The 21415-nt window shown below is 38.5% G+C and carries 25 protein-coding genes and 1 other RNA gene; 11 read left to right on the top strand and 15 right to left on the bottom strand.

The window, feature by feature from the left end; all coding sequences use genetic code 11:
* Nucleotides 1–30 precede the first annotated feature (30 nt).
* From rpsC to ssrA, 9 genes are all read right to left on the bottom strand, one after another.
* Complete coding sequence (gene rpsC, locus ACHFIY_RS04500; protein ID WP_410844870.1) at nucleotides 31–858, bottom strand: 30S ribosomal protein S3; 828 nt, start codon at nucleotides 856–858, stop codon at nucleotides 31–33.
* A gap of 13 nt (nucleotides 859–871) precedes the next feature.
* Complete coding sequence (rplV, locus tag ACHFIY_RS04495) at nucleotides 872–1216, bottom strand: 50S ribosomal protein L22 (RefSeq protein ID WP_410844869.1); 345 nt, start codon at nucleotides 1214–1216, stop codon at nucleotides 872–874.
* Between the two features lie 48 nt (nucleotides 1217–1264).
* The gene (rpsS, locus tag ACHFIY_RS04490; RefSeq protein ID WP_410844868.1) at nucleotides 1265–1534 is read right to left on the bottom strand and encodes a 30S ribosomal protein S19; all 270 of its coding nucleotides are present in this window, start codon (nucleotides 1532–1534) and stop codon (nucleotides 1265–1267) included.
* Between the two features lie 59 nt (nucleotides 1535–1593).
* Complete coding sequence (gene rplB / locus ACHFIY_RS04485) at nucleotides 1594–2433, bottom strand: 50S ribosomal protein L2 (protein WP_410844867.1); 840 nt, start codon at nucleotides 2431–2433, stop codon at nucleotides 1594–1596.
* A 41-nt stretch (nucleotides 2434–2474) separates the two neighbouring features.
* Nucleotides 2475–2774, bottom strand: coding sequence for a 50S ribosomal protein L23 (gene rplW / locus ACHFIY_RS04480; RefSeq protein WP_410844866.1), 300 nt, complete (start codon nucleotides 2772–2774; stop codon nucleotides 2475–2477).
* Nucleotides 2775–2800: 26 nt separating this feature from the next.
* Nucleotides 2801–3439 (bottom strand): 50S ribosomal protein L4, encoded by a 639-nt coding sequence (gene rplD, locus ACHFIY_RS04475; protein ID WP_410844865.1) that lies wholly within the window; start codon nucleotides 3437–3439, stop codon nucleotides 2801–2803.
* Between the two features lie 22 nt (nucleotides 3440–3461).
* Nucleotides 3462–4079, bottom strand: coding sequence for a 50S ribosomal protein L3 (gene rplC / locus ACHFIY_RS04470; protein ID WP_410844864.1), 618 nt, complete (start codon nucleotides 4077–4079; stop codon nucleotides 3462–3464).
* Nucleotides 4080–4360: 281 nt separating this feature from the next.
* Nucleotides 4361–4666 carry a 30S ribosomal protein S10 gene (gene rpsJ, locus ACHFIY_RS04465; RefSeq protein WP_026770720.1) on the bottom strand — a complete coding sequence of 102 codons (306 nt, stop codon included), beginning with the start codon at nucleotides 4664–4666 and terminating at the stop codon, nucleotides 4361–4363.
* Between the two features lie 416 nt (nucleotides 4667–5082).
* Nucleotides 5083–5456, bottom strand: a transfer-messenger RNA (tmRNA) gene (gene ssrA / locus ACHFIY_RS04460).
* A 283-nt stretch (nucleotides 5457–5739) separates the two neighbouring features.
* Here ssrA and ACHFIY_RS04455 point away from each other — a divergent pair.
* Complete coding sequence (locus ACHFIY_RS04455; protein ID WP_410844863.1) at nucleotides 5740–7542, top strand: MutS-related protein; 1803 nt, start codon at nucleotides 5740–5742, stop codon at nucleotides 7540–7542.
* Nucleotides 7543–8173: 631 nt separating this feature from the next.
* Here ACHFIY_RS04455 and ACHFIY_RS04450 read toward each other — a convergent pair.
* Complete coding sequence (locus ACHFIY_RS04450; protein WP_410844862.1) at nucleotides 8174–9358, bottom strand: Sau3AI family type II restriction endonuclease; 1185 nt, start codon at nucleotides 9356–9358, stop codon at nucleotides 8174–8176.
* A gap of 18 nt (nucleotides 9359–9376) precedes the next feature.
* Between ACHFIY_RS04450 and ACHFIY_RS04445 the strand changes: the two genes are divergently transcribed.
* On the top strand, nucleotides 9377–9646 hold the full coding sequence (locus tag ACHFIY_RS04445; protein WP_410844861.1) for a helix-turn-helix domain-containing protein: 270 nt from the start codon (nucleotides 9377–9379) through the stop codon (nucleotides 9644–9646).
* Nucleotides 9646–10116, top strand: a complete 471-nt coding sequence (locus ACHFIY_RS04440; RefSeq protein ID WP_410844860.1) for a hypothetical protein — start codon at nucleotides 9646–9648, stop codon at nucleotides 10114–10116. Before ACHFIY_RS04445 ends, ACHFIY_RS04440 begins: the two co-directional genes overlap by 1 nt.
* Here ACHFIY_RS04440 and ACHFIY_RS04435 read toward each other — a convergent pair.
* Together ACHFIY_RS04435 and ACHFIY_RS04430 are read right to left on the bottom strand one after the other, a co-directional pair.
* Nucleotides 10111–10350, bottom strand: a complete 240-nt coding sequence (locus ACHFIY_RS04435) for a hypothetical protein (RefSeq protein WP_410844859.1) — start codon at nucleotides 10348–10350, stop codon at nucleotides 10111–10113. The two genes, ACHFIY_RS04440 and ACHFIY_RS04435, sit on opposite strands and share 6 nt — an antisense overlap.
* 7 nt (nucleotides 10351–10357) lie before the next feature.
* Complete coding sequence (locus ACHFIY_RS04430; protein WP_410844858.1) at nucleotides 10358–10747, bottom strand: DNA cytosine methyltransferase; 390 nt, start codon at nucleotides 10745–10747, stop codon at nucleotides 10358–10360.
* A 644-nt stretch (nucleotides 10748–11391) separates the two neighbouring features.
* Between ACHFIY_RS04430 and ACHFIY_RS04425 the strand changes: the two genes are divergently transcribed.
* From ACHFIY_RS04425 to ACHFIY_RS04400, 6 genes are all read left to right on the top strand, one after another.
* Entirely contained in the window at nucleotides 11392–12243 is an 852-nt protein-coding gene (locus tag ACHFIY_RS04425; protein ID WP_410844857.1) for an STAS domain-containing protein, read from the top strand.
* Nucleotides 12244–12261: 18 nt separating this feature from the next.
* On the top strand, nucleotides 12262–12660 hold the full coding sequence (locus ACHFIY_RS04420; protein ID WP_410844856.1) for an STAS domain-containing protein: 399 nt from the start codon (nucleotides 12262–12264) through the stop codon (nucleotides 12658–12660).
* Nucleotides 12641–13054: an anti-sigma regulatory factor gene (locus tag ACHFIY_RS04415; protein WP_410844855.1), complete on the top strand. Its 414-nt coding sequence runs from the start codon at nucleotides 12641–12643 to the stop codon at nucleotides 13052–13054. Before ACHFIY_RS04420 ends, ACHFIY_RS04415 begins: the two co-directional genes overlap by 20 nt.
* A gap of 173 nt (nucleotides 13055–13227) precedes the next feature.
* On the top strand, nucleotides 13228–14244 hold the full coding sequence (locus tag ACHFIY_RS04410) for a SpoIIE family protein phosphatase (protein ID WP_410844854.1): 1017 nt from the start codon (nucleotides 13228–13230) through the stop codon (nucleotides 14242–14244).
* A 1-nt stretch (nucleotide 14245) separates the two neighbouring features.
* Nucleotides 14246–15874, top strand: coding sequence for a sensor histidine kinase (locus ACHFIY_RS04405; protein ID WP_410844853.1), 1629 nt, complete (start codon nucleotides 14246–14248; stop codon nucleotides 15872–15874).
* A 22-nt stretch (nucleotides 15875–15896) separates the two neighbouring features.
* On the top strand, nucleotides 15897–16292 hold the full coding sequence (locus ACHFIY_RS04400; protein ID WP_410844852.1) for a response regulator: 396 nt from the start codon (nucleotides 15897–15899) through the stop codon (nucleotides 16290–16292).
* Nucleotides 16293–16603: 311 nt separating this feature from the next.
* On the opposite strand, the gene ACHFIY_RS04395 is transcribed toward ACHFIY_RS04400, so the two are convergent.
* The gene (locus ACHFIY_RS04395) at nucleotides 16604–17629 is read right to left on the bottom strand and encodes a 2-hydroxyacid dehydrogenase (protein ID WP_410844851.1); all 1026 of its coding nucleotides are present in this window, start codon (nucleotides 17627–17629) and stop codon (nucleotides 16604–16606) included.
* 323 nt (nucleotides 17630–17952) lie between these two features.
* Here ACHFIY_RS04395 and ACHFIY_RS04390 point away from each other — a divergent pair, with 323 nt between their 5' ends.
* The gene (locus ACHFIY_RS04390; protein WP_410844850.1) at nucleotides 17953–19206 is read left to right on the top strand and encodes a PKD domain-containing protein; all 1254 of its coding nucleotides are present in this window, start codon (nucleotides 17953–17955) and stop codon (nucleotides 19204–19206) included.
* 44 nt (nucleotides 19207–19250) lie between these two features.
* A complete protein-coding gene (locus tag ACHFIY_RS04385) occupies nucleotides 19251–19979 on the top strand; it encodes a hypothetical protein (protein WP_410844849.1) in 729 nt (242 codons plus the stop codon).
* Between the two features lie 56 nt (nucleotides 19980–20035).
* On the opposite strand, the gene ACHFIY_RS04380 is transcribed toward ACHFIY_RS04385, so the two are convergent.
* The gene (locus ACHFIY_RS04380; RefSeq protein WP_410844848.1) at nucleotides 20036–20791 is read right to left on the bottom strand and encodes a WecB/TagA/CpsF family glycosyltransferase; all 756 of its coding nucleotides are present in this window, start codon (nucleotides 20789–20791) and stop codon (nucleotides 20036–20038) included.
* A 75-nt stretch (nucleotides 20792–20866) separates the two neighbouring features.
* On the bottom strand, nucleotides 20867–21376 hold the full coding sequence (locus ACHFIY_RS04375) for a serine O-acetyltransferase (RefSeq protein ID WP_410844847.1): 510 nt from the start codon (nucleotides 21374–21376) through the stop codon (nucleotides 20867–20869).
* Nucleotides 21377–21415 lie beyond the last annotated feature (39 nt).

Below are 21415 nucleotides of genomic sequence, written 5' to 3'. Positions count from 1 at the left end.
TGTGCTTGCAGCCATATATTCATTAGTGAATTAGTTCCTCCTTTGTCCGCCACCTGCATTACCGCCTGGGCCTCTTCTGTCTCCACCACCCGCTGGCCGGTCAAAACTCCTCCTGTCGCCACCACCTCTTCTATCATCTCCGCCTCTGCGGTCATCTCCACCTCTCCTATCGCCACCACTCATTTCATTTTTTGCACCTGCTATAGTGTTCGGGTTCAATTCGCGTTTGCCAAGTACTTCACCTTTGCAAATCCAAACTTTAATACCAATTTTACCATAAACAGTTTGAGCAAAAACGCTAGCGTAGTCAATATCCATACGGAAAGTATGCAATGGTGTACGGCCTTGTTTAATTTCTTCGGAACGTGCTATTTCTGCACCACCCAAACGCCCGCTAACCCTTACTTTAATCCCTTCTGCACCCATGCGGAGCGTAGAAGCAATTGCCATTTTGATAGCCCGTTTAAAGTTGATCCTATTTTCAATTTGCCTTGCAATAGTATCGCCAACAATAGTAGCGTCTAGTTCAGGGCGACGGATTTCAAGGATATTGATTTGCACATCATCCTTTTTCGTCAATTTTTTCAATTCTTCTTTAATACGGTCAACCTCTCCACCGCCTTTGCCGATAATGATACCAGGCTTGCTAGTGTGTATGGTTACGATTAGTTTACCTAAAGTACGCTCTATCACAATTCTGGCTATGCCACCCTTGCTAATACGTGCAGTGAGGTATGTACGTATTTTATCGTCTTCGATTAACTTACCAGCGTAATCATTCTTGCTGGCATACCAGTTGCTCTCCCATCCACGGATGATACCTAACCTATTGCCAATCGGATTTGCTTTCTGCCCCATATTATGGTTTCAATTAATTTTTTGAATCTACAATTATTGTTACATGGTTACTACGCTTGCGTATTTTGTAGCCCCTGCCTTGTGGTGCAGGCCTCATGCGTTTTATAACACGGCCACCATCTACGAAAATCGTTTTTACAACCAAATTGCTATCAGCTGCTCCAGCACCTTCATTTTTTTGCTCCCAGTTGTTAATTGCGCTTTTCAGCAATTTAGCCAAAGGGGTAGCATTGTGTTGAGGGTGGAATTCTAAAATAGCCAATGCTTTTTCTACTTCCATACCCCGAACCACGTCTGCAATCAAACGCATTTTGCGTGGCCCTGTTGGGTAATTATTTAATTTAGCTATTGCTTCCATTTTAACCAGTTTCTATTTTTTAAACAGGCAAACCTGTTTGTTTAAACTTTATTTTTTAGCACCAGAGTGGCCCCTGAAATTCCTAGTCGGCGCAAACTCGCCTAATTTGTGGCCTACCATAAACTCAGTTACATAAACTGGGATAAATTTGTTGCCATTGTGTACTGCGAAAGTGTGGCCTACAAAATCTGGAGTAATTGTACTTCTACGACTCCAAGTTTTAATAACACCTTTTTTGCTTTTTCCATCATTGATGTTCAACACTTTTACTTCAAGGTTAGCATCAACGTAAGGACCTTTTTTAATCGAACGACCCATATTTGTGTGTTTTTTGTTTATTCTCCCGTTTTGAGGCGAGATATTTTAACAATTAAAAATTACTTGCTTAATTTTTTGCCATCCCTGCGTTGGATAATCAGCTTATCGCTTCCTTTACCCTTCGTCCTGGTTTTTTCACCCTTAGCATATTTACCAGTACGGCTACGTGGATGACCACCAGAAGCCCTACCCTCGCCACCACCCATCGGGTGATCTACTGGGTTCATCGCTACACCCCTTGTCCTTGGCGTACGGCCTTTCCAACGGTTAACACCTGCTTTACCAGCTTGTTCAAGGCTATGGTCGCTATTAGATACTACACCAATTGTTGCATAACAGTTAATCAATAGCTTCCTCAATTCACCGCTAGGCATCTTGATTACAGCATATTTTTCTTCTTTATTCGCTAATTGAGCAGAAGTACCAGCACTGCGTACCATTTTGCCACCTTGACCTGGCTGCAATTCAATGTTGTGAATCATTGTACCCAAAGGCATGTTCTTCATTTGAAGGGCATTACCAATTTCAGGGGATACTGCATCGCCAGAAATTACTTTTGCACCTACTTGAAGGCCTTGAGGGGCTATGATATACCTTTTTTCGTTATCAGCATATTGCACCAAGGCAATAAACGCTGTCCTGTTCGGATCGTATTCTATTGAAAGAACTGTTGCTTCAAGATTAAACTTGTTGCGTTTGAAATCAATGATACGGTATTGCTTTTTGTGCCCACCACCAATATACCTCATTGAACGACGCCCTTGAGCATTACGTCCACCTGATTTTTTTACAGGCTCCAACAAACTTTTTTCTGGTTTATTGGTAGTAATTTCAGCGTAAGCATTCCCAATTCTCCAACGGGTACCCGCGGTCATTGGTTTGTATTTCTTTAATGCCATTTTTTTAAATTTATTCGGATTTATCGGCTCCGGCTACCCTATTAAATATTTGCGTACAAATCAATTGTTTCACCCTCTGCCACTGTTACAAATGCTTTTTTGTAAGAAGGCTTTACACCTTGTATCAAACCAGCTTTCGTTTGGCGGGATTTGTTTTTCCCTGGGGCTACTGCTGTATTTACAGTTAAAACACTAACACCGTAAAAAGTTTCAACTGCTGTTTTTATTTCTAACTTGTTGGCCTTCCTATCTACTTTAAAAGCATAACAACGCAATTTTTCTTGTTGCTTGTTTGCTTTTTCAGTCAATAAGGGCTTTACCAAAACATCTGTAAGTTTCATCGTAAATTATTTGAAACATTTTTAAATTAAGCTTCTACCAATTCTTCTTCCTCTGTAAAAATATTCACAGCATTTTCTGTAAATACCAATATGTCTGCGTTCATAATTTCGTAAGTATTCACATCTGCCAAAACAGTCGTGGTTACATTAGGAACGTTGCGGGTGCTTAGGTACAACTCATCGTTGTACTCTGGCAAAACAATGATTGTTTTTTTGTTGTCAACATTCAATGCTTTCAAAATGGCCAAGGCTTGCTTGGTTTTTGGGGCATCGAAAGTAATATCTTCAACAACTATTATTGCAGCATCTTTTGCTTTATAAGTAAGTGCAGATATTTTAGCCAAATCTTTCACCTTGCGGTTCAACTTTAAGTTGTACTTGTGTGGTTTTGGGCCAAATATGGTACCACCACCCTTGTACAAAGGGTTACGGATATTACCTTTCCTAGATCCACCAGTACCTTTTTGTTTGTGCAGCTTGCGGCTTGCACCTTGTACTTCAGCACGGGTTTTTACTTTGTGCGTACCTGCACGCCTAGCGGCTAGGTATTGCTTTACAGCCAAATAAACTACGTGGTCGTTAGGCTCTATACCAAAAATACTTTCTGGTAGTTCAACAGTCTTGCCTGTTTTTTGCCCTTGTATATTTAAAACGTCAACTTGCATTGCTCTTAAAAATTAAAATTGATTACTTCTGAATTAAAACGATTGAACCGTTGTGGCCTGGTATAGAACCACTAATAAGGATGTAGTTTTTTTCAGGGAAAATTTTCACGACTTTCAAGCCTTTCATTTTCACCCTGTCGCCACCCATACGGCCAGCCATCCTTAATCCTTTAAATACACGGGAAGGATAAGAAGAACCACCCAAAGAACCTGGGGCTCTTGAACGGTCATGTTGACCGTGAGTAGCTTCACCAACACCAGAGAAACCATGGCGCTTTACAACACCTTGAAAACCCTTGCCTTTTGTAGTGCCAACAACTTCAACAGCGTCACCTTCTGAAAATATATCCAAGGATACAGTTTCACCAATATTTTTTTCGATTGAATAATTGCGGAATTCTTTTACAAAGCGTTTTGGTGCAGTTTGTGCTTTTGCGAAGTGGTTAAGCTCTGCCTTTGTAGTGTGTTTTTCTTTTTTGTCAACTATGGCTAGTTGCAATGCCGTGTAGCCATCTATTTCTACAGTTTTAACTTGCGTTACTGTATTTGGCTCGGCTTCAATGATGGTGCAAGCAGTGTGCTTGCCATCAGCAGCAAAAATGCTGGTCATTCCAATTTTCTTTCCAATAATACCTTTCATCTTTTTTGCGGTTTTGCCCCGCTAAGGTGTTAAGGACATCCCGGTGATGAAACCTGGATTCAATCCCTTGTTTGCTACCGACCTTTTCCTTTGTTTCCTGCTTATTGAAAAGCGGAGGGGAAGTACCGGGAGTAAACAAACCTCGAAGGGCCTGTTTATATGTTACCTTCAACTTATTAGTGTTGAAGAATTTTTTTAATCAGCGCTCTTTTTTTTGGTGTTACCCAAATTGAGAGATGAGTTTTATTTCAATTTTCTTTCCTTTACTATTAAAGGGAGAGTTATGCTTTAATTTCTACTTCTACGCCAGAAGGCAAATCCAATTTACTTAAAGCATCTACTGTCCTTGAAGACGAAGTGTAAATGTCTAACAAGCGCTTGTGGGTAGCTAACTGGAACTGCTCACGGCTTTTCTTGTTTACGTGTGGCGAACGAAGCACAGTGAAAATACGCTTGTGTGTAGGCAAAGGAATAGGACCAGTTACTACAGCACCCGTACTGCGTACGGTTTTAACGATTTTCTCAGCAGACTTATCTACTAAGTTGTGATCGTAAGATTGTAATTTTATTCTAATTCTTTGTGACATAGACTTTAGCCCATTTCGATTTGGGAGTGCAAATGTAGGGGGATATTTTGAAACAATTACTATTCTTCAAAAATATTTTTTTATTTCTTTGAGGAATGTGGATAAGTGTGTGTTATTGGCTTTCACTACATATACATAGGCTTGTCGTATAATGTCTTGGTCGTACCCTTAATGTATTCGTCCATATTTTTATATAGCCCTTCCTTTATTAGCCATTCAGCTTCGCTTTGTTCAAAAGCACTGGAGATAACATGTACCTTAGTCGGAGATTGTGATTGCTTTTTTTAGGGTTCAGTTGCGCTGCCTTTATTGTCATAAATTATATTGCAGGTTCATCAATAATCTATTTGAATTGTTGAAAGATAAATAAACATGATAGGACAAAAAAAAGGGGATTCTCTGGCAAGAATCCCCTTAGGTGGAGCTGAGGGGAGTCGAACCCCTGTCCAAACAAATCCGCCATAAGCCTTCTACATGCTTATCCTATATATTGGTTGTAGGGTACAGGCAGGGAAAAGGCAAACCAATCTGCACCTTAGCTGGATAGTCTTTTGTTGCAGGCACAGCCTACCGCAACAGCAGCTTGTATTTAATTTGAGTCGGCGGGAGGGCATGGTAACAAGCCAACCTGCCCAACGGCCCTAATGAGTGACTAGTCTCTGACTAGGCAGCCATGGCATACTGAGTATTGCCAATTAATGTTTGAATATTCAGATTTAAGTGCTAATTATCCAACGCACTGCATGCTTATACCTACAAAGAACTTTGCTGTCGAAACCAGTACAGCCCCATAGCAAGCCGCAAAAATACGGAACATAAACTGTTTGGGGCATAATAATTTGCTTTGTTTGCCACAAAGGCACTAAAGCACGAAGGGGCACGAAGAAAAAAGAGGCAAAAGATTTTGTGCCAACTATTAAATATTTCCGTACCACAATAACCCTTCAAGGGAATTTGCCACGAATGCACGAATAAACACGAATAAAAAAATTAGTGCCTATAGGAATGCAAAGTTACTACCTCCATTCCGGTCCCTATGTCGTGTTTGGCATCTTTTTTATACGTTTGTACGCATGAAGGATATGGCGGCGGCACAAGTGTATGAGCAACAACTAGAAACCCACTTTAAAAAACTGGCTGGTTTAAACAATACAAAAACTAGGCTTGCATGGGGGCGTTTCCTTTGTGTTGCCATTACTGTTGGGCTAGCTTACCTTGCTTTTCCGTTTTCATTTGCCACAGGGTGTATTATTATTTTGCTTGGTATTGCATTGTTCCTCATTCTGGTAGCAAAAGATGCAAAGAACAGCAAGGCAATAGCACACACAGAAATATTGGTGCAGGTTAACAAAGAGGAACTGAAAATAATGCAGCACCAATACCTGCACCGTGAAAACGGGATAAGCTTCTCCCCTGCCTTGCATGGCTATGCTAACGATTTAGATTTGTTTGGCCCAGCATCTTTGTACCAATACGTCAACCGTTGCAGTACCCAGCAGGGTAAAGCATTGCTTGCAGCTAATTTATTAAGTGCATTGGGCAATAAAGCCATTGCCGCAAGGCATGAAGCCATTAAAGAATTGGCTAGCAATGTACAGTGGCGGCAACAATTGCAAGCCATTGGGCAACAAGAGGCTGTTACCATTGCCACCCAACAAAAAATAAAAGACTGGCTGCAAGACACCCAAGCCCTTTTCCAAGAAAACTACTGGAAATTTGTTTTGCCTATGTATGCTACTTTTACCTTGGGTGCCATACTGTTAAACATATTAGGCTTATTTGCAACTTACCAATTGTCGCTTCTGCTGGCATGCTGCCTTGTTTTTGCCTTTTGGCAAAGCAAAAAAGTAATGAAGCCTTATGAGCAGCTCTCTAAGATAGTGGCAGAAACAAGTGTATTGGCAGCATTGGTTACCTTGATAGAAGATGCGCCATTCAGCACGGCTACTTTAAAAGCATTGCAGCAGCAACTCATCCACAACAATACCAAGGCATCTGTGGAAATAGGCGCATTAAAAAGCATTTTGCAACGTTTTGACCTACGCTTAAATACTTATTTGTTCTTGGTGCTAAACACCGTTTTCTTGTGGGATGTATGGCAAGCTAGGGCACTGAATGCATGGAAACGGGACAACAAACATTTTATCACCCATTGGTTCGAGGCAATTGCAGAAATGGAAGTGATTAACTCATTGTCCATATTATCTTTCAACCACCCAAACTGGTGTTTCCCCAATATTGCAGACAATTATTTTACCCTTGAAGCTACCAATGCAGGGCATCCGTTAATCAACCCTGACAAAAGCGTTGCCAATTCCTTCAGCACCCATGGCACTGGCAAAATATCATTGATTACAGGCTCCAACATGGCTGGCAAAAGCACTTTCCTTAGGAGCATTGGCTGCAACATGGTGCTGGCATTGATAGGCAGCCCCGTTTGTGCCGAGGCATTTACCGTTGCTAACGCAAGGCTGCTGAGCAGCATGAGGATTGCAGATAACTTGGCAGAAAGCACTTCTACTTTTTATGCCGAGCTCAAAAAACTTAGGAGCATTATAGAAGCAGTAAACCAAAAGGAAAAAGTATTGATATTGCTGGATGAAATACTGCGTGGCACCAACTCGCTTGACAGGCACACAGGCTCAAAGGCATTGATAAAGCAATTTATAGCCCAGAACACCGTGGCCATCCTTGCCACCCACGATGTAGCCTTGGCGGCAGAGGAAAGCAACTACCCCCAAAATATTGCCAACTACCACTTTGATGCACAAGTTGACGGCGAAGAACTATATTTTGACTACAAATTGAAAGCAGGTGTTTGCACGAGTTTAAACGCATCTATATTGATGCGGAAAATTGGTATTGAAATGGGGTAATGGTAGGGCAAAACGAATACCCTTGTTCATTTTTTATAATATCTATTTTATCTGGCTTTTTATTAAAATAGTTTTAGTTTTGCTAATTTTGAGCCTTTTTGCGGTTTCAGATTTTTTTTTTAAAATCCAAACATTCTTTGTAAACCATTGATTATCAATATTATTAGCCGATTTTTAGTAGAAAAAATAAGTATCATTTTATGATATTTTACTATCATTGAATAATACCAAAATAATACCAAACTGATAGTAGAATAATAGTTTTATGATAATAAAGTGATCATTTATTGATAAGGGATTATAATACCCTAATTTTAAAAAACTACTATTTTAATATTAGTAAAAAAAGAACTACGATACTGCTGCCTGAAAACTAGCTTTGTAAATGCTTTGTATCAGGTGCATTCATGGCACAAAGATAAGTTTTTTTTAAATAGCCTCTGTTTTTGGAGAAATCAAAAAACGCAGCCCTAGCGAAAAAGTTTTATGCACCCTTATTAATTAGGCGTAAGAAGTAGGTAATATGTAGCAAGAGGTGCATTTCAAATCTTTACTTTTATCTTCATGGAGCGAAGACCAACAAAGGGAAAAAACCGCTTTTAAGCGGTAAAACCTACTACTTTTAACATGCTTATTTCAAGTATATCTCATCCCTAACATAAGTGTTGTTAAGCCAAAAGCATTGTTTTGTATATTCATTTGCCTGTGTTAGCCTGTCTGTTGTGGGCAAAGGGTAAGTGTCTGCCGCATCTTTGGCATGTGGCCTAACGTGTGAAACAGTATTGAATTTTTTATTGGGGAAATTGGTGTAGCGGATATTGTTCTTTATTGCTTTTACAATGGTTCCATTTCCAATAATTTCTTTAGTTTTTGCCCATACCTTTTCAGTTTCTTGAATGTCTGAATAAGGCATGTTCCAAAATTTTACTTTCCGCAAAACAAGTGCTTCATTTTCAAATTGAAAGAATACAAACAAAAATTTGTGTTCCAAAATATCTTTAAAATCCGAATCGTCCCATTCTTGGTGTACAATTTCCTCAAATTTGAAAGCAGGAAACGACATGTCTTCTTTTGGCAAGTTGTTTTCTTTTAGCCTAACCGTTTTTACAAAGATTTCTGCCTTTTCAAATTCTTCAATTTGTTTGTCTAACTCAATGCCCAATATTGCCTTGGTTAAGTTGGCGTAAAAACTTTTTGCCTTGGTGTTTATTTCAGCACCTATTTTATCAAGTATTTGCTGGATGCTATTGTTGTAATATGGCTCGAACTTGGAAATTACAATTTCCTCAATGGTTTGCTTTTTGGCAACGGCAACCGATGGGATAAGTTTGCCATAAATCCCTATTGTTTCCTCGTTTGCTATCGTAGCAATGATATGGTTTACATAACCTTGTTTCAAAGAATAGGCTCTTTGTTTTGCAGGAATATCACAAAACGGTTGTTTTCGTGTGGTGTTTGCATTTGCACCTTTTGTGCAAGCCCCTAAATAAAATGTATCTCCTTCTGAAAGTTCGTGTGCCTTTCCATCTGCAATTTTTTGTTTAATCAGATGCCAATCCTTTTTGATGATTTCCAAATCTGTGTTTGGGAAATTCCATTCATCAACTAACTTGATAACAAAATCAAGTATATCGTAACCAGCTTGGTGCAGGTAAAATATCAAAAGGATGTTGGCATTCTTTTTCCAAAAAGAACTGGTTTCAAATTCTTGGTTTACTACTTCAAGATAGTTGATGATATTGAGTACCAAACGTTCTTTAGAACGGTACTCCTTGTTTTGTAATGATACACATTGTCGGTTGATCAAAACATACAATGAGTATAGGTTTGCATTATGCTAAATGCAGAACTTATTAAGGAATTTGGTTTAAGAATTAAGCAATTACGGATTGATAAAAATTTAAGTCAAGAAAAACTATCTTTTGCAACTGGTTTTCACAGAACTTATATTGGGATGATTGAAAGAGGTGAAAGAAATATTTCTCTCACTAACATGGCTGTATTTGCTAAAGTATTTGAAATCAATATTTCAGAACTTTTGGATTTTAGCTCCATAAATCCAACACATTCTTTTAAAAAATACGAAATTAAAACAGAAGATTAATGTCACGAAAACATTCGTTTATTTTGACATTATCTAACAATGTCACCGAAAAAGAAGGGGTTAATTACCTAATTGAAAATTATACTGGGTTTTTCAAAATTGATTTGGCAACCAAGAAAGAATTGTTAGATTTATTGCAGATTAAACATAGCTTTTTGCAAGCCTTCGATTTAATTTATATTCCAGAAATGGTTGGTAAAATTATAAATACTCATTTTTTACAAACTTATCTTGAAGACATCATTCTAGTTGAACTAAAAACTACAAAAAAATATTTACCTGAAAATCCTAAAGGCTTCTTTTTTGGTGCAACTGAAAATGAATTTAATTTTGGTGCTATTTTAGGTAGTAAATTTCGATTTTGTTTTGTTAGCTTGAATGAAAAAGGTTCTTCTTTTGCTTTACTAACTATTCAAGAATTAGAGCAACGAATTAGGAACAAGAGGATTCAATTTCAAATTAACTTATAGCCTAATTATTATTTCGTTGTAATTGATTTGTTCAATGTGAAAGAGTATGTTTTTATAATCGTCACCATTACATTGACCATTTTCTAATCTTTCAGCTAAACTGAAAACTTTATAATAAGGCTCAAGTGTTTTTTCGCCGTCTTCATCCAATTCCCAATCAAAAGTTTCTGCCCAATCAAAAAGCTCTGGGATTATTTTTTCTATATTGTTTTCTATTAATGTTTTAATGTTCATTTTTATTCTATTTCTCTGAAATGAGTTTGTGTATCGACCACCATAAAACACCTTTCTTCCCGATTAGCCCTTTTGAGTTTTTTAGGGATGTTGCAACTGAATAGTCTTGACAAGGAAACCCGCCCACTAATAAATCGTGGTCTGGAATATCCTCTACTTCAACAGTTGAAATATCTTGGTTGCAATGGTTTTCTTTACCAAAGCGATGCTCGTAAACCAAAGAGGCATATTGGGTTTTAGTGGATGGTTCCCATTGGTTACTCCAAACAATTTCGTATTGCGGTTCTATTTGCTCCTTAAAGCCCGATGAAGCAGATTTGTTTCCCCATCCTTCAAGCCCTATTCTAAACCCCCCAACCCCTGCAAACAATTCAACAACTTTTATTTTATTTTCCATTTTTGAATTGGTTTAAGCTGAACTCCGCAATTATTATCATTATTTGTAAAAGTAAAACCTTATTTGCTGAATTATCAATATGATAGGAATGTATTTACTTAAAATTTGTTTTTTTCAAAATGCTAATATATTTAGTTTACCTTCGTTCAATATTTAGATTAAAGAATGGGGGCAAAACAACCCAAGCTAAATCGTAGTTCTTTTTTTACTAATATTAAAATAGTTGTATTGCCAAAATAGGGTTTTGTTTTATGGGCATAAAATCACTCAGTTTTTCTCACAAATCACTCATAAATCACGCACAAATCACTCAAAAAGTACGCACAAAATACGCACAAAACACGCATAATTTTTTTCCGATATTGTTGATAATCAATGTTTTAAATGAGTGAAAGCGATTTTTCAAAAACGACAAATGAGCAAAAAAAATCGAAAATTGGCAAAACTGAAACTATTTTAATAAAAACCCCAATAAAATGGATATTATAAAAAATGTGCAAAGGTTTTCGTTTTGCCCAGCTAGCGGACGAAGCTAATAATAAAAGTAGTGTTTTTATGAAGCCGTAATTTTAAAATTAAAAAAAAAATATTAATTTCAAATAACTAATAATTTAAAGGTACTTTGGTTGCCTAAAAAGCAGCAGATGAACAATAGTATATCGAAATTACTTCAAAAAAAGCGGAAGCAAATCTTGGAAGATTGGATGACAAGGCAATTGGCCAACGAAACGCTCCGGGAAGATTTGATGAGCAATGAAGATTTAAGGGAACAGTCTAGCGAATTGCTTGATGCTTTGCTAAAGGCTATTACAGATACGAACATGACGGAAGAAAATGCTTCCGATTTTGAAACCGTAAACGAATTATTGTCAGGCATTTCTATATCAAGGGCAAGGCAAGGTTTTTCACCAAGGGAAACAGGCATTTATGTTTTTAGCCTAAAAGACGCTTTTCAGAAAGTTTTGCAGGATGAATTAAAAAGCGACCCCACTGCTTTGTACGAAGCTAGCTTAAAAATAAACAAGTTGATGGACAACTTAGGTGTAACCACCTTTGAAACTTTCATTAAAGGCCGTGAGGAAGTAATTATTCGTCAAACGAGTGAAATTACAGATATTTCAACGCCAGTAATCCGCCTTTGGGATGGCATATTGGCATTGCCTATCATTGGGACTTTGGATAGTTCCCGGACACAAGTTGTAATGGAAAATTTGTTGGAGGAAATTGTACAAAGTGGAAGCACCATTGCCATTTTGGATATTTCTGGGGTACCTGCTGTAGATTCTTTAGTAGCGCAACACTTGATTAAAACAGTGGCCGCAACGAGGTTGATGGGTGCTGAATGTATCATCAGCGGCATACGCCCAGAAATTGCACAGACAGTTGTGCATTTAGGCATCGATTTGTCTAATATTGTTACCAAAGCCACGCTTGCGAGTGCTTTAAAATATGCTTTCGGATTGTTACAATTAGAAGTGAAAAAATCGCTCAAATAAAAAAATATACTATAAGTTATGGACCGTATCCCTATTTTAAAAATGGGCAATTTGCTGCTGGTAACTATCCAAATAGACCTTTATGATCGTTTGGCAACAAATTTGGAAGCAGACCTAGTGCAAATGGTATATAAAACACAAGCGAAGGGTGTATTGATTGATATTTCGGCGCTTTCAATTGTAGATTCGTTCATGGGGCGCATTCTGGGGAATATCGGGAGTATGTCTAAGATAATGGATGCCGAAACCGTGGTAGTTGGGATGCAACCGGCGGTCGCCATTACGTTAATTGAATTAGGCTTGGAATTAAAAGGCGTAAGCACGGCATTGAACATAGAAAAAGGGATGGAATTACTTAAGAAAAAAGTGGGCTCATACGATAAAGAACTATTGGACGATGAAGCTAATACTGAATAAAGATGCAATTCAAATTGAAAAAGAGCAGGATGTGGTGCCTTACCGCAACCGTGTAAAAGAATATGCAGTAAAAATTGGTATGAGCCTGGTAAACCAAACAAAGCTGATTACAGCCGCAAGTGAACTAGCACGTAACATGCTAAAATATGGCGGCGGTGGAAAAGCAACTATAGAAGTGGTAAGCGAAAATCGAAACACGGGCATCCGCCTAATATTTAAAGATGAGGGGCCTGGCATAAAAGATATTGCAATGGCTATGAAAGACGGATTTTCCACTGGCAAAAGTTTGGGGATTGGGTTGCCGGGAGCTAAAAGGCTTGTAAGTGAATTTGACATAAAAAGCATTGTAGGTGAAGGAACAACTGTTACCATTTTAAAATGGAAAAATGGATAGGATTGCCTAAAATAAATAGTTCCTACTCACCACATAGGACATCTAGGTAATTTGCCACGAATGCACGAATAAGCACGAATAAAAACATTAGTGCCATTAGTGCATTCGTGGCTACAAATAAAAGTGACAACTTGATTAGTAATGTATATATAGTTTGAATAATCAACTCAAAAATGGTCAGAAGGTTTCATTCATATTTTAAGGCCGATGATAGAAGCTATTTTGCTATCCTCAAAAAAGAAATCCATGCACTAGCGGTAACTGGTAATTTTTCTACCCGGAAAGTAGGGGAAATAGACATTATAGTGTCTGAACTAGCTAGCAATTTGGTGAAGCACGGGGGCGGGGGCAACATACTGGTAAAACTAATAGAAGAAAACAATATACAAGGAATTGAGATTATAGGCATAGATAATGGGCATGGCATTGCAAACCTAAGCCTTGTTTTGGAGGATGGCATTTCTACAAAAAATACGCTTGGGCACGGCATGGGCGCCATGAAAAGATTATCTGATGTTTTTCAGGTATATTCCCAAAAAGACTGGGGTACCATTACTTTAATCAGGGTTTTTAATGAAGAACCTGCCCTATATATCAAGCCTCCAAAAATAGATATTAGAAACCTTATATTGTCTTTGCATAATGACAATGCCTGTGGCGATGGATTTTATTATACCCTTTCCAATACCCACCTCAAACTTTTTTTAGGCGATGGGTTAGGCCATGGGCCAGAGGCCGAGCTAGCAATTGAAAAAGCAGGGGAAATATTCCTGAAATCTACCGAAATAGAACCCGTGCCAATTATCAGGGATATACATTTGAATGTAAAAAAAACAAGAGGGCTAGTAGGCACCATAGCCGTTTTTGATATTACCGAAAGAAAATGGGCCATCTGTGGCGTTGGCAACATTTCTATTAAAATTATCAATAGCCAAAGTTCAAAAAATTACCTTTCTTACAATGGTATTATTGGGTTAAATTTACCCAATGCCCTCAACACACAAGAAGTTGCTTATGAAAAAGGGCAAACCATTATTATGTGCAGCGATGGCATCAAATCGCGATGGGACTTATCAAAACACCCTGCTATTTCCCGTTATGACCTTTCTGTGTTAACCGCCTGCCTAGTGAAAGATTTTGCCCGCAACACAGACGATACTGCTGTAATGGCCTGTAAAATAAATTTATAAAATGCACGAAATAGCAAAAGTGACCCTTGAAAATGAGATGGATTTAATCATGGCGCATAAGCGCACCATGAAACTTGCAGAAATTGCAGGGCTATCCCTTTCTGCTCAAACCACTTTTGCAACTGCCGTGTCGGAAGTGTCGAGGAATATTATTGATGGAAAAAAAAGCGGGTTGCTTTCGCTATGCGTAGAAAGCGATCAGCATGAAAAGTATATTGTAGCTTGTTTGAAAAATGGGAAAAGCAATGAGCCAAAATCGTTTGATGGCTTAGCACACGCCAAAAAATTAGTAAACAAATACAATATTTCTACCAAGGGCAACCAAACCACCATTGAACTCTACTATTATATTTCTCCACCTTTTAAAATTGACATCCATAAGCTGGATGAATGGAGAAGCCTATTCAGGAACGAACCGCCCATATCACCTTACGAGGAACTGAAGCAGAAGAATGAACTGCTACAGGATTTGGCCGATAAAGTGCAAAAAAGTGAAACACAGTTTAAAACGCTTACCAATTCTTTGCCGCTGATTATATTTTCCATGGATAATGCAGGGCAGCTTTTGTATGCCAATGAATGGTTGCAGGAATTGACAGGCAAAACAACTGAACAGTTGAACAACAACGAATGGAAAACAATTGTACATGAAGAAGAATACGAGGCGTTTACAGCATTATTGAAGAACAATGGAAAGAAAAATGCCGCCGCCTCTAAAATACAAGCCCGCATTAAAAATAAAGATGGCGAAGAATACCTTTGGCATCAAATATCCTTATCCCCCCTTAAAAACGACAAGAATGAAATAATCAACTGGATTGGTTATATTGTAGATATTAATACCCAAAAAATATACGAGGATACTTTAAAAGATAACATTGAACTGAAACAAACACAAAATAAACTGAATGAAAACCAGCAGGCACTTGAAAATATTATCGGGGAACTGAACCGCAGTAATTTGGAATTGCAACAGTTTGCCTTCATTGCATCGCACGACTTGCAAGAACCTGCGCGTAAATTATTATATTATACAGATTACTTGCTCAGTACTTATAAAACAATTGACGAAAAGGGGATTGGCGTTTTAAATACGATGAACTCCTCCGCCAAAAGAATGCGTAGCCTTATCCATGACCTACTTTCCTTTTCACAAATAAATAAAGCAGAAGTAAACTTTAAACAGGTTGATTTGAATGAAGTGGCTTCAACGGCTTTGCAGGATTTGGAAATATTGGTAAACGAGAAAAATGCCATCATTAATATAAGGCCTTTGCCCACTATAAGTGGCGACGAGGAAATGATTAGGCAAGTATTTGAAAACATTATTAGTAATTCCTTGAAATATTCCAAAACAGGGATTGCCCCCCAAGTTGACATTTCCTCAAAAATGGAAGAAGGTTTTTTGGTTATTACTTTTAAAGATAATGGAATAGGCTTTAATGAAAAATATGCATTACAAATATTTACGCTGTTTCAACGATTGCATAGCAGGGAAATTTATAAAGGAACAGGATTGGGGCTTGCTATTTGCCGTAAAATTATAGAATTGCACAAAGGCCGCATTTGGGCAACAGCAGCAGAAGGGGAAGGAGCCATTTTTTGTATTTCATTCCCTACCTCCATTTAATTCCCTTATATTATTAATGAGTATGAATTGGAAAATCCTTTTGGCAGACGATGATCTTGAAGACAGGATGATTATAAAAGAGGCATTAGAATCTTTTGATGCAGGAAACATTATTTTATTTGCCAAGAATGGAGCGGATGTATTAGATATATTAAACAAAAATTACCTTTTAAATAAAATACCCCAACTAATTGTATTGGATTTGAATATGCCTTTGCTGAACGGCACGCAAACATTAACACTGATTATGGCCGACGAACGGTTTAAGCACATTCCCGTTGTGATTTACTCTACCTCTATCAATCCGCTAGAGAAAGAAAAATGTATGCAATTGGGGGCTCGCTACTATATAACAAAGCCTATTTCGTATCAGGAAAGCATACAAACCGCCCGTCATTTTTTGGAATTATGCGAGTGATTGAGTAAGATTGTATGTTAGTAATTTAAACACTTCAAAAGTGCCAAATATTGTAATTGACAAAAAACTTGAAAAATTTAGGGGTAAAAATTTGTTCCCAGAAAAGCTAAAAAGGGCAAATGAAATTTTAGCAAAAACAGGGTTGCCAAAACTTAATAAGTAGAAGGAAACCGCTAGTCCAAGTTAATCCTAGTGTCATAGAGTGCAAGTCTTTGGATTGCACCCTCGATTTGCTATTCCTGCAAATTAAAGGAACAAGCAACCTAAAACATCAAGCGATTAATTTATAGCAGTTCTAACAGCAACCTCATCTACACCAATATGGCTGCCTTGTTTACAACAGGCTGCCCATTTGCAAGGGCAGCAATGTTGGAAAGCGTGGTGAATGCTATTTGCTGCAAAGCCTCGGCGGTAAAAAAAGCTTGATGTGCTGTTACTAACACATTGGGGAAACTCATTAAACGCTGTATCTGGTCGTCCTGTATTATATCCCCAGACAAATCTTTAAAAAACAATTTTTCTTCCTGTTCATACACATCTATGCCAAGGTAGCCAATCTGGGCAGATTTTAAACCTTGTATAGCTGCTGCTGTATCTAGCAGCCCACCTCTGCTGGTGTTGATAAGCATAACCCCTTTTTTCATCATTTGGATGCTGTCTGCATTGATGATATGTTTGGTTTGCTCGTTTAAAGGGCAGTGCAATGAAATAACATCCGCCTGCGAAAATATGTCTGTTAAAGGGTGATATGTTACGCCTATTGCTTCTAGGCGTTTGTCGGCAATTAAATCAAAAGCCATCACTTTACAGCCAAACCCTAGCATAATTTTGCAGAAAGCCTGCCCAATATTGCCTGTTCCCAGCACGCCAATAGTTTTGCCATGCAAATCGAACCCCAACAACCCATTTAACGAGAAATTCTGCTCCCGCACACGGTTGTAGGCTTTGTGGGTTTTCCGGTTTAAGGTCATTATCATGGCGACTGCATGTTCTGCCACTGCCTCTGGGGAGTAGGCAGGCACACGGCAAACCTTTATGCCCAATTCCTTGCACGCAGCCAAGTCCACATTATTGAAACCTGCACATCGCAAGGCAATTATTTTTACGCCATTGCGAGCGAGTGTTTTCACAACCCTAGCATCTAGCTTATCATTTACAAACACACAAACGGCCTGCGATTGTTGCACAATGCCTGCAATGTGTGGGCCTAGGTGGGTATCATAATATTCCAACTCAAAACCAAAGCCTTGGTTGCAAGCAGTAAAAAATTGCTTGTCGTAAACCTGCGTAGAGAAAAAGGTAACTTTTACTTTTTCCTGTATTTCCTGATTGCCCATATAGTGCAAGATAGGTGGCAAACCCTGTGTTCCATATAATTTTATTGCCACACCCCCATGAGCGTTTCAAAATTACAAATCTATAGTTCTGCTAAAAAGGTATTCCTATTGCAAAAAACAAACGCCTAAACAGCTTCCTAGTTAGCAACCAAATTCTTAATAACTAACTGCCAAAAATAAATTTAATCACATTGTATAAGAAATTTATGTTACTTGTAAATAAAGATTGTATATTGTAACAAAGAGTAATTATTTTTACGTAACTTTTTTTCTGCATGGCACTTTACAAACAGATTTTACCCATAGTTCTTATACTATTTTTCATGGCTTCATGTAGCCGGGAAGCAGACCTTACCCCTACTGGAACGGGAACTGCCACTAGCGACCCCACAAAGCCTACTTATACCCCACCTAGCCCGACTGGCGACACTTCAAGCACTGGAGGTGGAACAGGTACAGGTGGCGGCACCACTACAGGAGGTGGCAGTATAGATTCACTTGCTATTGCTTATACAAACCTTACCCCTTGCGCAGCTACCAATTCCGTTGCTTCTTTTACACTCTCGGGCATAAACATCCCATCCAACGCTACTTATGAGTGGTACTTTGGCGATGGGCAATTTGTTACAACAGGCCCGTCCACGGTTTCCAATACTTATAAAACTGCGGGAACATATACCGTTTTAGTAAAAATAGACACTGCTGGCAAATCAATAAAAAGCTATTCAAAGGCTATTACCGTTGTTGGGTCTGCTGGATCGCCTATTGCAGCATTTACGGCACAGTTATTAAACCCAGGCAACATAGGTAACAATTATGCTTTTAATGGCAGCAGTTCAAAAGTAGCATCTGGCACAATAACTACTTTTTTCTGGGATTTTGGGGATGGTTCTAGCAATGCCACAAACAATAGCTATGTTACCCATGCTTACAACCAAACTACTGCATCGCAAGATTTTTCTGTAACCCTCAAGGTAACAAGCGATGCAGGCTGCACAGGTAGCAAAACCACAAGTGTAAATGTGCCAGCAGGTACTGCCAATACAGCTATTAGTGGTAGTTTTTCCAGCACCGCAACAAGCCCATGCTCGCCTAGCACAGAAAAATTCACATTTACAAGCGCAGCAATCAATGTGCCCGCTGGAGCAGTATATAACTGGACATTTGGAGACGGGGCCACGGCTACCGGCAACCCAGTACAAAAAACATATACTACTAGCAAAATATACACTGTAGCAATGAATATTGTTTCTAGCAGCGGTGTTTCTTTGTATTCTGTTTCGCAATCTGTTACTGCTTTTGGGCAAAACGTTAGCCCAGTGGCTTCGATGGATATACAGGCTTTTGGCAACACGGTAAACAGCTTTACTTTCCAAAGCAATTCTTCCGTGGGCAACGGCACTATTACATCAAACGCATGGGATTTTGGGGATGGCTCTACTGCCACTACTCCATCTATAACCAAGACCTATACACAAAATGCCGTGGCTACTACCTATACCGTAAAACTTGTTTCGACATCGAGCGCAGGCTGCACGGCAAGCATTTTGCGTACATTAACCGTACCCGCTAAATAATTTAATGATTACCATTAATTGCTTTTAGCTTTTAAACCTTTTTTATGAAACATTTATTTTACTTCATATTCGTTGCATCCATCCTTATTTCATGTACCAAACAGGTAGATACAAGCGGTATTGCTACCCCCACCACGCCCACCACAGGAAGCACGGTTGCACCGTCTATTAGATTTTTTAATGTGATGGATTATGGGAACGACACGGTGCTAATAAACACGGCAAGCACCGGGGCATTAGCTAGGTACTACCCTACGGCCTACCTAAAAGGAGTTATTGGCAGCAATAATATACAAGTGATTTTTGGGGGCAACACAGTTGTAAATGTAAATGTAAATTTGTTGGCAGGTTCGTCATACTCCTGCTTCATTTACCGTGTAGGGTATGACTGGAAAGTATCGGTAGTTGCAGACGACCTTAGCACCCCTACGGCAGGCAACACAAAAGTACGTGTGTTAGATTTTAGAACCCAGGCTTATTTCAGCTATATAAATGTGCATTTTTCCAGCCCAGGCAACCTGTCGTTAGACTATACTTACAGGAACTTCCTCGATCATCTCAGCTTTGATACTTATACTGTTTTTAAAACGATTACCGCAGGCACTTATACTATTACCTTATCAAATTCTAGCACAGGGGCTACATTAAAAACAGTGTCTAATGTGGTTTTTGCATCAACAAAAATCTATTCTGTGATATTAATGACACAAGCAAGCCAAACGGCTGCTGATGCCTTGAATAATATACAAGTGGATGTGGAGCAGCATTATTAAAAAGGCTTATTTATATAAGGTACCTATTGGATATGCCCCTACATAAATAGAATTCATTATTGTTTCTTTATAAAAAACAACCTTAGCTTTTCTTTTAATACTAGGAATATAAAAACAGAATTGGTTACAAAATATCGCTTAAAGAGCCTTTTTGGTTCTTGTGAAAGGCGGTATAACCATTCAAGGCTATTGCGCTGCATCCACTCTGGGGCTCTTTTTTGGAGGCCAATCATCACAGGCAAAGCCCCTCCTATACCTACCATTACAGCATTTATCTTGCCCCTCATGGAGGCCATCCATTTTTCTTGCTTAGGGCAACCTAGAATTACAAAAACCATACCTGCGCCCGAATGGTTTATCTTGCTTATCACTGCTTGTTCTTCCTCTATTGTCAATGGCCTAAAGGGTGGGGAATAATACCCTATATTGGACAATGCCGGATAATGCTTGCTGATATAAATAGCTGTGCTTGCAATCATCTCATCTGTGCCGCCATAAAAAAAAATAGGCAGTTGCTGATTCTCAGCTTCTTCAAGCAAAGAAGGCAACAAATCCATGCCGGCTACCCTATCCTGTTTTATGCCATATAACCATTTTAAAGCCACCACCAATGGCATACCGTCTGGGGTTGTAATGTCTGCATTGCAAACAATATTTCCAAATACTTTATTTTGAAAAGCTTCTACCAGCATGTGCACATTGGCCACGCATACATAAGCAGATGTTTTAGCTTTTGCTAAATTTACTATCTCGCTTACGAAATTGCCGTAACTACCCAAAGTAAGTTTAATAGATAGGAAATCTTTTTTCAATGCATGATTTTTAAAAAATGTAAAAAGACTTAAATACATTAATCCAGCGACCACAATAATCAATAAAATAATTAGTTACCCAATTATCTTGCCTGGGTTGCCCACAACAACGGATCCAGCAGGCACATCTTTGATAACAACAGAACCAGCTCCTATTTTTACAAAATCGCCAATGTAAATAGGGCCAATAATACAAACATTAGAGCCAATATCTACATTGTTTCCAATTACAGGGCTTTTTGAATAAGTGCCGTCTTTGAGCATTTTGCTGCCCATGGTAGTACAATGCCGAATAATGCAATTATCACCTATTATTGTACCATCATTTATTACTGTAGCTTGGCCGTGGTGTATGGCAAGCCCTTTACCAACTATAGTTTTGTAGGGCAGCTCGGTTCCTAAAAACCATTCTACCAGCACCCTGTACATAATTAAATAAGGGATCAAAATGATAAATAAAACCCTGTTTATAGTAGCGATGTGTGCCAACCTAAATGCAATAAGTATCAACCTTGCCTTGATATTAGATTTGTTAGCAGGCCAGTCTTGGAATATATTATATGATTTTTTTTGAGTTAAGCTCATAAGCATCTATTATGGTATTAAAAATGACAGGTTGTTTTT

Source organism: Parasediminibacterium schistidii (genome assembly GCF_046546515.1).
In the GTDB taxonomy this organism is placed as follows: Bacteria; Bacteroidota; Bacteroidia; order Chitinophagales; family Chitinophagaceae; genus Parasediminibacterium.
Note: the sequence above shows the minus strand (reverse complement) of the source record. Positions and strands in the feature narration are given on the sequence as shown.